The 11,708-nt window shown below is 71.8% G+C and carries 11 protein-coding genes; 6 read left to right on the forward strand and 5 right to left on the reverse strand.

Translation table 11 applies throughout. From position 1 onward, the window contains the following. Positions 1–920 precede the first annotated feature (920 nt). Positions 921–2,573 carry a DNA repair helicase XPB gene (locus VIW71_RS20595; protein WP_331623890.1) on the forward strand — a complete coding sequence of 551 codons (1,653 nt, stop codon included), beginning with the start codon at positions 921–923 and terminating at the stop codon, positions 2,571–2,573. A gap of 59 nt (positions 2,574–2,632) precedes the next feature. Here the strand turns inward: VIW71_RS20595 and VIW71_RS20600 are convergent, their stop codons facing one another. Next, entirely contained in the window at positions 2,633–3,178 is a 546-nt protein-coding gene (locus VIW71_RS20600; RefSeq protein ID WP_331623891.1) for a hypothetical protein, read from the reverse strand. Positions 3,179–3,317: 139 nt separating this feature from the next. Beyond that, positions 3,318–3,494 (reverse strand): hypothetical protein, encoded by a 177-nt coding sequence (locus VIW71_RS20605; protein WP_331623892.1) that lies wholly within the window; start codon positions 3,492–3,494, stop codon positions 3,318–3,320. Positions 3,495–3,902: 408 nt separating this feature from the next. Here VIW71_RS20605 and VIW71_RS20610 point away from each other — a divergent pair, with 408 nt between their 5' ends. Both VIW71_RS20610 and VIW71_RS20615 read left to right on the forward strand, forming a co-directional pair. After that, positions 3,903–5,987 (forward strand): HelD family protein, encoded by a 2,085-nt coding sequence (locus VIW71_RS20610; RefSeq protein WP_331623906.1) that lies wholly within the window; start codon positions 3,903–3,905, stop codon positions 5,985–5,987. 86 nt (positions 5,988–6,073) lie between these two features. Continuing rightward, a complete protein-coding gene (locus tag VIW71_RS20615; RefSeq protein WP_331623893.1) occupies positions 6,074–6,760 on the forward strand; it encodes a hypothetical protein in 687 nt (228 codons plus the stop codon). 116 nt (positions 6,761–6,876) lie between these two features. On the opposite strand, the gene VIW71_RS20620 is transcribed toward VIW71_RS20615, so the two are convergent. Next, positions 6,877–7,497, reverse strand: a complete 621-nt coding sequence (locus VIW71_RS20620; protein ID WP_331623894.1) for a hypothetical protein — start codon at positions 7,495–7,497, stop codon at positions 6,877–6,879. A 689-nt stretch (positions 7,498–8,186) separates the two neighbouring features. Here VIW71_RS20620 and VIW71_RS20625 point away from each other — a divergent pair. Next, a complete protein-coding gene (locus VIW71_RS20625; protein ID WP_331623896.1) occupies positions 8,187–8,564 on the forward strand; it encodes a hypothetical protein in 378 nt (125 codons plus the stop codon). 124 nt (positions 8,565–8,688) lie between these two features. Here VIW71_RS20625 and VIW71_RS20630 read toward each other — a convergent pair whose 3' ends face one another. Both VIW71_RS20630 and VIW71_RS20635 read right to left on the reverse strand, forming a co-directional pair. Further along, complete coding sequence (locus tag VIW71_RS20630) at positions 8,689–8,955, reverse strand: DUF4031 domain-containing protein (protein WP_331623898.1); 267 nt, start codon at positions 8,953–8,955, stop codon at positions 8,689–8,691. Then, positions 8,952–9,329, reverse strand: coding sequence for a hypothetical protein (locus VIW71_RS20635; protein ID WP_331623899.1), 378 nt, complete (start codon positions 9,327–9,329; stop codon positions 8,952–8,954). Before VIW71_RS20635 ends, VIW71_RS20630 begins: the two co-directional genes overlap by 4 nt. Before the next feature lie 313 nt (positions 9,330–9,642). Here VIW71_RS20635 and VIW71_RS20640 point away from each other — a divergent pair, with 313 nt between their 5' ends. Further along, positions 9,643–10,614 carry a MurR/RpiR family transcriptional regulator gene (locus VIW71_RS20640; RefSeq protein ID WP_414720795.1) on the forward strand — a complete coding sequence of 324 codons (972 nt, stop codon included), beginning with the start codon at positions 9,643–9,645 and terminating at the stop codon, positions 10,612–10,614. 72 nt (positions 10,615–10,686) lie between these two features. After that, positions 10,687–11,634, forward strand: coding sequence for an N-acetylmuramic acid 6-phosphate etherase (gene murQ, locus VIW71_RS20645; protein ID WP_331623900.1), 948 nt, complete (start codon positions 10,687–10,689; stop codon positions 11,632–11,634). The last annotated feature ends 74 nt before the right edge of the window (positions 11,635–11,708 follow it).

Raw genomic sequence — 11,708 nt, forward strand, 5'->3', positions numbered from 1 at the left:
CCGGACTGACCCTGCGAACCCGAACCCGACTCCGAGTCCCAACCCGAGTCCTCCGAGGGCCGACCGGACTCCGAACCGGACTGACCCTGCGAGTCCGAACCCGCATGCCCGTACGAGCCGGAATCCGAGTCCCAACCCGGCTCCTCAGAAGGCCGACCGGACTCCGAACCCGAGGAACCCTGCGAACCCGAACCCGCATACCCGTACGAGCCGGAATCCGAGTCCCAACCCGAATCCTCAGAAGGCCGACCGGACTCCGGCCGCTCGCCCTGGACCTCAACCGGCCCCTCGGCCAGGTGAGAACCCACGTCTTCGTACGAACCCACGTCCTCTGCGCCCGGGTCCTCGTCCGCGTACGAACTCGCGTACGAATCCGCGTACGAAGCCGGGTCCTCGTACCCGCCCTCGTGCTCCTGGGTGTACCCGGAGCCGCTCTCGTGCTCCCGGCTGTACCCGGAGAACGGCCAGCCGTCGTCCCGGGGGGCGGCGCTGGAGGTGGAGGCTGGGAGGAGGAGGCCGGCCGCGGCCACGACCGCCGCACCGACGACGGCCGTGGACGCCGTGACGGCACGAAGTCTCCCCCGCTGGCGCGGCTCGGCGGGGGTTTGCGTCTGCTGGGGGTGATCCATGGAGGCAGAGAACATCAAATAGGACAAGCTACCCCGCGCGCCACGGCCACGCCTGCCGACAATTCCCACGGATGGCCACTGTGTCCCCGTGGTGTTGGCCGCCAACGGGGTGACAGCCGCCCACCCGCACCACCCCACCCGGCCGCGCGCCCGGTGGGGCCGCACGCGCCGCCCCACCGCACCCCCCGCGTGACCCACCCGACCCCCGCACCCCCGCCGGCCGACGTAGACTTCCCTGTTCCCCCTTTTTCTCCCCCACCCGCCGCATCCCCCCTCCCCCGGAGGTCCTGCGTGTCCTGCCTGATCGTCCAGAGCGACAAGACGCTCCTCCTGGAGGTCGACCACGAGCTGGCCGACGCCTGTCGTCGTGCCATCGCTCCCTTCGCCGAGCTGGAACGCGCGCCCGAGCACATCCACACCTACCGCCTGACGCCGCTCGGGCTGTGGAACGCGCGGGCGGCGGGGCACGACGCCGAGCAGGTGGTGGACGCGCTCATGGAGTACTCGCGGTACCCCGTACCGCACGCCCTGCTCGTGGACGTCGCCGAGACGATGGACCGCTACGGGCGGCTGCGGCTGAGCAAGGACCCCGCGCACGGGCTCGTGCTGACCACCACCGACCGGCCCGTGCTGGAGGAGATCCTGCGGTCGAAGCGGGTCCAGCCGCTGGTGGGGGCGCGGATCGACCACGACACGGTGGCCGTGCACCCCTCAGAGCGTGGCCAGATCAAGCAGGTGCTGCTGAAGCTGGGCTGGCCGGCCGAGGACTTCGCGGGGTACGTGGACGGCGAGGCGCACCCCATCGAGCTGCGCGAGGACGGCTGGGCACTGCGCCCGTACCAGCAGCAGGCCGTCGCGGGCTTCTGGCACGGCGGTTCCGGGGTGGTCGTCCTGCCCTGCGGCGCGGGCAAGACGCTGGTCGGGGCGGGCGCGATGGCGCAGGCGAAGGCGACCACGCTGATCCTGGTGACGAACACCGTCTCGGCCCGCCAGTGGAAGCACGAGCTGGTCCGGCGCACCTCGCTGACCGAGGACGAGGTCGGCGAGTACAGCGGGACCCGCAAGGAGATCCGTCCGGTCACCATCGCCACATACCAGGTGCTGACCACGAAGCGGAAGGGCGTCTACCCGCACCTGGAGCTGTTCGACTCCCGCGACTGGGGATTGATCGTCTACGACGAGGTGCATCTGCTGCCCGCACCGGTCTTCAAGTTCACGGCCGATCTGCAGGCGCGCCGCCGGCTCGGGCTGACCGCGACGCTGGTCCGGGAGGACGGCCGCGAGTCGGACGTCTTCTCGCTCATCGGGCCGAAGCGGTTCGACGCGCCGTGGAAGGAGATCGAGGCGCAGGGGTACATCGCGCCGGCGGACTGCGTGGAGGTCCGGGTCAATCTGACGGACTCCGAACGGCTGGCGTACGCGACCGCCGAGACCGAGGAGAAGTACCGGTACTGCGCCACGACCGCGACCAAGCGGCGGGTCACCGAGGCGCTGGTCGCCAAGCACGCGGGGCAGCAGACGCTGGTGATCGGGCAGTACATCGACCAGCTCGACGAACTGGGCGAGCATCTGAACGCGCCGGTCATCAAGGGTGAGACCCCCAACACGCAGCGCGAGAGGCTCTTCGACCAGTTCCGCAACGGCGAGATCTCGGTACTGGTCGTCTCGAAGGTGGCGAACTTCTCCATCGACCTGCCGGAGGCGACCGTCGCCATCCAGGTGTCCGGCACGTTCGGCTCCCGCCAGGAGGAGGCCCAGCGCCTCGGCCGTATCCTGCGCCCGAAGGCGGACGGCCACGAGGCCCGGTTCTACTCGGTGGTCGCCCGCGACACGATCGACCAGGACTTCGCCGCCCACCGTCAGCGCTTTCTGGCCGAGCAGGGGTACGCCTACCGCATCGTGGACGCGGACGATCTGCTCACCGGCGCCGGCGAGGACATGTAGCCGTGCTCGGGCGTACCGCCGTCCCCGGTCGGCGGGCGCCCGCGTACGGACCCGGTGGCTCAGTAGCCGTAACCGCCACCGCCGGACGTGCTCGGGCTGCTGGGACTGGTCGAACCGGACGGACTCACCCGCAGCGCGTGCCAGGTGAAGCTGTGCCCGCCGAAACTGTCCATGACGTTGTCGCCGTTCGTGTCGCCCGGCTTGCCGTCCTGGGCGAAGGTGTAGACCGGCTTGCCCGCGTAGGTGACCTGGATCTGGCCGTTGTCGGGGCGCTTGACGGTGCCGAAGTGCGCGGCGTGCGGCGATGCGGAGGAGCCGCCGCCGCCGGCCACCGGGTGCCAGACCACCAGGCACCCTCCGGTGCAGGTGATCCTGCCGCCGGCTTCCTGGTCGGCGGTGTAGGCCGTGTGGCCGGTGGAGTCGGCGTACACCTCGCCGAGGGTGTTCGTGCGGTGGGTGGTGATCACGGTGGAGGCGCTGGTACTCGGGCTGCTCGAACCGCTCGTGGACGTGTCCGAGGACGACGAGCAGGCGACAGCCGTCAGCCCGGCCGCCACCGCCACCGCCAGCGCGGCGAGGGGCCGTGACGTGGTGTGCGGGAACATCGCTCGTCCCTTCTCTTGCGCGTCTGTACGTGTTGTCCACGCCCGGCGTGGGTGGATACGTACGTGCACAAAAGGGGTACGTTCACGACCCCGTGCCGGTTCACTCACGGGAGGGACGGACCGGTCGGCCGCGCTCGGCTCAGTGCCGCTTGCCCTCCGTGTCCGTGCCCAGCAGCACGACTTCCGCCGCCGTGACGGCGAAGACGCGGACCGCGCGCAGGGCACTGCCGAGGAGGTGGCGCGGGTGGTCGGGGCGGACGCCGAGCGCGGTGCCGCCGTGGACGGTGGGGCCTGGGGGAACGGTGGCAGTGGTCATGTCTCCACGGTACGGAATGCGGCATTCTGCGTACGTCGGGCTGAGGGCGTAATCTTCAGGGCCGCACTCCGACCGTGGGCGTACCCCGGACCTGACCGGCGTCTCGGGGTCGCCCCTGAGACCCGCCCGGCCCGGTGGCCCGCTGCCGAACTCCGGGTGAAATGCGTGAGCGGTCACGGGCGGGTACGCGTATGATTTCCGCTCTTGCCGCCTCCCGGACGGGAGTGCCGCCGCCCGGACGGAAACCGGCCGGCCCCCGCAACACGACTCGTCACACGATTCCGCGATCCCGCGTCCGTATACGCATCAGCCGGAGGCAACGCCGTGCCCTCGCACGCCCCGACCCAGGACCCGACCCCGGACCCGCTCCGCGCCCGGCGCCCGGACGCCCCGGGTACCTCGGACACCCTGGACACCCCGGAGACCCGGAAACCCCCGCACACCCCCGACGCCCCGGACGGTGACCCCCTCCGGCGCGAGCGCGCGCACCTCGCCGCCTCCCGCGCCGCGCTGCGCGCCATGCGCCACGACGTCGAAGCGCTCGACATCGCCGACGTCACCGGCAACTGGGTCAACGCCAAGGTTCTCGCCGCCGGGATCGAGACCCGGATCAAGGCGCTGGCGGACCTCGCCGGGACCCCGCTCTTCTTCGGCCGCCTCGACTACCTGCACGCGCCCGGCTCGGAGACGGCCGAGGGCGCGAGCAGGGAGAGCTTCTACATCGGCCGCCGCCATGTGCACGACACCGAAGGCGACCCGATGGTGATCGACTGGCGGGCGCCGGTGTCGCAGCCCTTCTACCGCGCCTCGCGCACCGAGCCGATGGACGTCCGGCTGCGGCGCCGGTTCGGTTACACCGGCGGCGAGCTGACCGCGTACGAGGACGAGGACCTGTCCGATCCGGACGCGTCGGACACCGCCGGAAGGCTGCTCCAGGCCGAGATCGAACGGCCCCGCGTCGGTCCGATGCGGGACATCGTCGCCACCATCCAGCCCGAGCAGGACGAGATCGTCCGCGCGGGGGTCACCGGCACGGTCTGCGTCCAGGGCGCGCCCGGCACCGGGAAGACGGCGGTCGGCCTGCACCGGGTGGCGTACCTGCTGTACGCGCACCGCGAACGCCTGGCCCGTACCGGCACGCTCGTCATCGGCCCCAACGCGTCCTTCCTCCAGTACATCGAGCAGGTGCTGCCCGCGCTCGGCGAACTCCAGGTAAAGCAGGCCACGGTGGACGACCTGGTGGCCCACGTCGAGGTGCGCGGCGCGGACTCGGCGGACACGGCCCGGATCAAGGGCGACGCGCGGATGGCGGAGGTGCTGCGCCGGGCCGTACGGTCCGGCATCCGGCCGCCCACCGAACCCGTCGTGGTGGTACGCGGCTCGCGGCGATGGCGGGTGCCGGCCTACGAACTGGAGGAGATCGTCCGGGAGATGGCCGAGCGCGACATCCGTTACGGCGCCGCCCGCGACGCGTTGCCGCAGCGGATCGCGCACGCCGTCCTGGTCCAGATGGAACGGGCGGGCGAGGCGCCCGACGACCGGGTCCAGGACGCGGTGGCCCGCAATCCCGCGGTGAAGGCGGCCGTCAAGGCGTGCTGGCCACCGGTCGATCCGGCGAAGGTGGTGCTGCGGCTGCTGTCCGACCCGGACTTCCTCGCCGCCTGCGCCGACGGACTGCTGTCGGCGGACGAGCAGCGGACCGTCCGGTGGGCCAAGCCGGCCCGCGGCCTTGGTTCCGCCCGCTGGTCGGCGGCGGACGCGGTGCTGATCGACGAGGCGTACGACCTTGTGCAGCGCACGAGTTCGCTCGGGCACGTGGTGCTGGACGAGGCGCAGGACCTCTCCCCCATGCAGTACCGGGCGGTGGGCCGCCGCTGCTCCACCGGCTCGGCGACGATCCTCGGCGACCTCGCCCAGGGCACCACGCCGTGGGCCACCTCCTCCTGGGCGGAGGCCCTGTCCCACCTGGGCAAACCCGGCGCCCGCATCGAGGAGCTGACCCGCGGCTTCCGCGTCCCCCGCGAGGTCATCGCCTACGCCTCCCGCCTCCTGCCGTCCATCGCCCCGGGTCTCGCCCCGGCGACCTCGGTACGGGAGGCCGCCGGCGCCTTCTCGGTACGGGCGGTTCCCGCGGGCGGTCTGGACGCGGCGGTGGTGGCCGCCTGCCGCGACGCCCTCGCGTACGAGGGCTCGATCGGCCTGATCGCGGCGGACGACCGTGTCCCGGTACTGGCCGCGGCCCTCTCCGACACCGGCCTGCCGTACCTCTCCCCCGGTGAGGAGACCTCGGCGGCGGCCCGCCTCACCCTGGTGCCCGCCTCCCTCGCGAAGGGCCTCGAATACGACTACGTGGTGCTGGACGACCCCGCCACCATCGTCTCCGCCGAGCCCGACGCCCGTACGGGCCTGCGCCGGCTCTACGTCGCACTGACCCGCGCTGTCTCGGGTCTGGCGGTACTGCACGCGAATCCGCTGCCGGAGGCGCTGGCCTGAGCCGTGCGGACCCTCGGTGGCCCGCCGATACTGAAACAGTTGAGGCGACAGCATGCGCGTGGGACGGGTAGCGCACAATAGCCCGCATGCCCTCATCCGCCGCCACCGCTCATCCCCGGTACAACGCGCTGCTCGCCGAGTGGTGCGAGCTGTTGCGCCGCTGCCAGACCGACCCGGAGTCCGCGCCCGACCAGTCCGCGCCCGACCCCGCGCCGTACGGGAGGGATCTCCTCGACCGCTGGGCCGAGCCGCAGCGCCGGTATCACACGCTGGACCACCTGGTCGCCGTGCTCATCCGTACCACCGAGCTGACGGCGTACACCGACAACCCGGACACGGTGGCGCTCGCGGCCTGGTTCCACGACGCGGTGTACCGGCCGGATCGGGAGGAGAACGAGGAGCGCAGCGCGCGGCTCGCCGAGCACGCCCTGCCCGAGGCGGGCGTCGGCGCGGACCGTACCGCCGAGGTGGCCCGGCTGGTCCGGCTCACCGTGACGCACACCCCCGCCGCCGGCGACCGCAACGGGGAGGTGCTGTGCGACGCGGACCTCGCCGTGCTGGCCGGGGACCCGGCCGCGTACGCCGCCTACGCCGCGGCCGTCCGCGAGGAGTACGCCTTCGTGCCGGACGACGTCTTCCGCGCCGCCCGCGCCACCGTCCTCCGGCGGCTCCTCGACCTGCCGGCCCTGTTCCGCACGCCGTACGGACAGGAGCAGTGGGAGGCGGTGGCCCGCCGCAACCTCGTGACCGAGCTGGAGTTGCTGGAGGCGTAGGTCCGGCGGATCGTGACGACCCCGCCGCGCCGTACGCCCAGGACCCTGCAACGCACCCCGGGCGTACGGCGCCACGCAACGCACACCGGGCGTACGGCGACCCGGCCGCCGCGGTCCTACTGGATGCGGTTGCCCGCGACGGAGGCGATGTACGTGGACCAGCCGCAGCCGAACCCGGCGAAGCCGGAGTACCGCACCGAGCCGCGCACCACCCCGTTGGAGAAGAAGGTGAAGCTGCCCAGGCCCGAGACCGGGTAGTAGATGCACGCGGTGATGCCGTAGGAGGCCGTGTGGTTGTTCACGTGTGTGGCGGACAGCCGCGAGTCCGGCGCGAACTTCACCGTGCTGCCGGAGACCTGGACATAGCCCATGTCGAGTCGTGAACGGTAGCCGTAGCAGGCCGAGTTGCTGCTGAAGTGGATGGCTCCCGTCTCCGGCCGCACGGACGGGGTCCCCGAGACCAGGCACACGTCGAGTGGGTTGACCCCGTTCGTCGTGACCCGCGTCTGCGTGGGAGCCAGCGCCAGCAGGGCGACCCGCCGGAACGGACGACCGCTGGCGGTACCGCTGATGACGACCCGCCAGACCGCGGTCCCGCCCGCCCGCTTGGCGATCGTGAACGGTGAGAGGGTCGTGGCCTTGGCGGCGACCTCACCCGACGTGGCGCCAGTGGTCGCCTCGGCGGTCGTGGTGACGCCGAGGCCCACGATGACCAGTAACGCGAGGCAGACGGACACCACCCGTCTCCGTAAGCGCGCAGACATGAATAATCCCCCCTGTTCCAGGACAATCAGACTGATGTACGGTCATCATAAGGTCGGGCTCTGTTCCACGAAGGGCGTTCTGGCCCATTGACCTCCGGCAATTCACAACCGCTCGCCGGTCGCCGGGGCGACGGCCGCGAGGCGGCGTGACGGCGGACGCGGACGCAGGAGCAGCGGCAGCGGCGAGGACGGCGGTGACCGCGGCGGTGGGCACCACCGCACACGGCGTTCCTGTTGCAGTCGAAGGCCCACTCTGGGATCCCGCCCGCCCAGAACGTCGGGGTGGCCCTCCGAGGACGACGGACACCCTCGCTTCCTTGCCCTCGGCCCCAGCCGGGACTTCCTCACAGGCGGTGCGCCCCGAGGCACGGAAGAGGGCGGCAGCCGTTGGCCAAAGGCGAGAGGATCTCCACCTCAAGCGGAGCATGCAATTCCGAAACGCGGATCTCGGTGCTCCCTGAAATAACTTGCACGCCAGCCCTCCCCATGATTGCATCGGCGCGCTGTTCGCTCGCCAATGAGTACGAGCCAGCGGCACCAGGGCCGGATTATCCAAAAGAGCGATGAGTTGCCACGGAAACATTGTCCGCTTCACGAGCAATTCATCCCGTTCTTCACAGGAGCAGCGCAACCCCAGTCAAGCATCGACAGAAGGACGAGTCATGAACCGTGCCTTAGCCGCCCTTTCCGTCTCGGCGTTAGCGGTGACCTGCGCCCTTGGGCTCTCGGCTGCTCCCGCTTCTGCCTCCCAGGCGACCACGGAGCCCAATCTGCCGTGCGGCACCACCGAGCCCGACCTGGACGACGTCACTCCGACCTACCAGTTCCTCGACTACCCCGGCGTCATCAACATCCGGACGGGGACGACTTCCGAGTGCAGCATCGTCGGCCAGATCGACAGGCTTGAAGCGTTCAACTACAACTGCTTCGTATGGGACGCCATCGGCCGCTCGTGGACCTACCTCCACACGTCGGGCAACGAGCACGGATGGGTGCTCGACTCAAGTCTTCCGGATAACGGCAGTCCCGTTCACTGCTGACGAAATCCGGGCAGGCACACAAAAGAATTTCTGGTCCGACCCGCTTTCCCTCGGTTTCCATGTCGGTCGCGCCGCCGGTTTTTCGCCGGCGGCGCCACCGCCTCGGATTTCCGCCTTCGGGGCACTACGCACTGGGGCGTTTGCGGCGGCGCAGGCCCGCTTCGGTGAGGCGGCGGACCAGTTCCCTGCTGCCGACCTCGATCGCGCCGAGGCGGACCGCGTCGGCGTAGCGGGCGGCGGGGATGTCGTAGTGGTCGCGTTCGAAGGCGCGGGGTGGGGCGCCGAGGCGGGCGGCGAAGGCGTGGAGTTCGTCGTAGGAGGTGTCGCTGACGAGGTGGGACCAGTGGCGGCCGTGACCGGGCCAGGTCGGGGGGTCGATGTAGACGCTCACCGGGCGCCCAGGGAGCCGACCGGGGCGACGGCTTCACCGCGGGCCTCGCAGACCCAGTGCGGGTCGGGGCCGAGTTCGGGTTCGACGGCCAGGGCGTGCGGTTCGGCGCAGTGCGGGCAGAGCGGCCAGCGGCCATAGGTCTCCAGCAGGGCGTCCTGCACGTCCTGTGCAAGCAGGCCGGGTACGAACTCGGCGCCGTCCGGCCACTGCTCCAGCCACCACCGGCGCCGGCTCAGCGCGTCCTCGACCAGGGAGACGATGTCCGCGTCCGCGACGTCGCGCGAGGTGAGGTCGGCGAGCACGCGGGCGCGCGCGCCGTGCAGCACCTTCTCGGTGGCGGAGGCATTGGAGTGACCGTCGTCCATACGGCCCATTGTCGCAAGTACGCCAACCCCGGCGGGCCCGCACCCGGTCGCCTCGCCCCGGGGGTGCGGCACCACCGGGTGTGCGGGACCGGGAGTCGCCCTCTCCGCCCCGGCAAGCCAGTGCACGGCACCACCGCCCGCAGCACGAAGAGGTCGGCGTCACCCACGCCCCGACCCATGCGCGGCACCACCGGGTACACCGGAGTACGCGCCGCCGCAAAAGCGGAAGACCGAGCGGGGCGGCGGCACCCCGTTCCCGGCCGCCCGCGGGGAGCGCGCGGCGCCCTTGACGGCACCCAGCACTGAAAATAGCTTTCACAACGTGACCTACAGCGTGAAGGAAACTTTCTCCCCGGGCGTCCGTGGCCTCCGCGGCGTGCCCGGCGCGCCCGTGATCCCTGTTGCGCCCCCCGACCCGGGTGCCCTCGCCGCCAAGGTCCGCACCCTCGCGCCGTCGATGACCCGGTCCATGCAGCGGGTGGCAGAAGCCGTCGCGGGCGATCCGGCCGGCTGCGCCCATCTGACCGTCACCGCGCTCGCCGTACGGACCGGTACGAGCGAGGCGACCGTCGTCCGTACCGCGCGGCTGCTCGGGTACCCCGGGTACCGCGACCTGCGGCTCGCGCTGGCCGCGCTCGCCGCCCAGCAGGCCGCCGGGGCACCGCCGTCCGTCACCGCCGACATCGCGGTGGACGACCCGCTCGCCGACGTCGTCAGCAAGCTCGCCCGGGAGGAGCAGCAGACCCTCGCCGACACCGCCGCCCAGCTCGACATGGCGCAACTGGAGGCGGCCGTCGGCGCGCTGGCCGGCGCGCGCCGGATCGACGTGTACGGGATCGCCGCCTCCGGCCTGGTCGCCCAGGACCTCGCGCAGAAACTGCTGCGGATCGGGCTGATCGCGCACGCCCACGCCGATCCGCACCTGGCCGTCACCAACGCCGTACAACTGCGGTCCGGCGACGTCGCGCTGGCCATCACCCACTCCGGCAGCACGCACGACGTGATCGAACCGCTGCGGGCCGCCTTCGACCGGGGCGCGACCACCGTCGCCATCACCGGCCGCGCGGACAGCGCCGTCACGCAGTACGCCGACCTGGTCCTGACCACGTCCAGCTCCCGGGAGAGCGAGCTGCGGCCGGCCGCGATGTCCAGCCGGACCAGTCAGCTCCTCGTGGTGGACTGCCTGTTCATCGGCGTCGCGCAGCGCACGTACGACGTCGCCGCGCCCGCACTGTCCGACTCGTACGAAGCCCTCGCCCACCGGCACGCACCGCCGCGCGGGGGCCTCGGCTGATCCCGCCCCTCAGCATCCCCCACTCCTTCCGCAGACCCGATCCGCCCCTCACCCCCCACCGCTGAGAGAAGGATGAACGAGCCCTCTATGTCCTCCCAGTACACCGAGCTGCGCCGCGAGTTGGAGACGCTCACCACGGAGGCGTTCCGGTCCGAGCTCGCCGAGATCGACCGGATGTCCACGCTGGAGATCGCCCGGACCATGAACGCGGAGGACGCCACCGTGCCGGCCGCCGTGGCCGGTCAGCTCCCCGTCATCGCCGCCGCCATCGACGGGATCGCCGCACGCATGGAGCGCGGTGGGCGGCTGGTCTACGCGGGCGCCGGCACCGCCGGGCGGCTCGGCGTGCTGGACGCCAGCGAGTGCCCCCCGACCTTCAACACGACCCCCGGGCGTGAGGTCGTAGGTCTCATCGCGGGCGGTCCGGACGCGGTGGTCACCTCCGTCGAGGGCGCGGAGGACAGCAGGGAGCTGGCGGCGGCGGACCTGGAACGGATCGGGCTGACCGCCGCCGACAGCGTCGTGGGCATCTCGGCGTCCGGCCGCACGCCGTACGCACTCGGCGCCGTCCAGCACGCACGGGCGGCGGGCGCCTTGACCGTGGGGCTCTCCTGCAACGCCGACTCCCCGCTGTCCGCCGCGGCGGACCACGGCATCGAGGTGGTCGTCGGCCCGGAACTCGTCTCCGGCTCCACCCGGCTGAAGTCCGGCACGGCCCAGAAGCTGGTCCTCAACATGCTCTCGACCATCACGATGATCCGGCTCGGCAAGACCTACGGGAACCTCATGGTCGACGTCCGCGCCTCCAACGAGAAGCTGCGCGCCCGCTCCCGCCGCATCGTCGCGCTCGCCACCGGCGCGGGCGACGCGGCGATCGAGGCGGCGCTGCACGCCACGGACGGCGAGGTGAAGCCGGCCATCCTCACCCTCCTCGCCCACGTGGACGTCTCCACCGCCACCCGCCTCCTGACGGAGTCCGGTGGGCACCTCCGGGCCGCCCTGGAGTCGGCGGCCCGTTAGAGGGGCGCGGGGAACCGCGTGACCAGCCACAGCGCCGCCGGAGGCGAAACGCGCCGTTGCGACAACGGCGCCAC

Origin of the sequence: Streptomyces sp., from assembly GCF_036524955.1 — a bacterium.
In the GTDB taxonomy this organism is placed as follows: Bacteria; Actinomycetota; Actinomycetes; order Streptomycetales; family Streptomycetaceae; genus Actinacidiphila.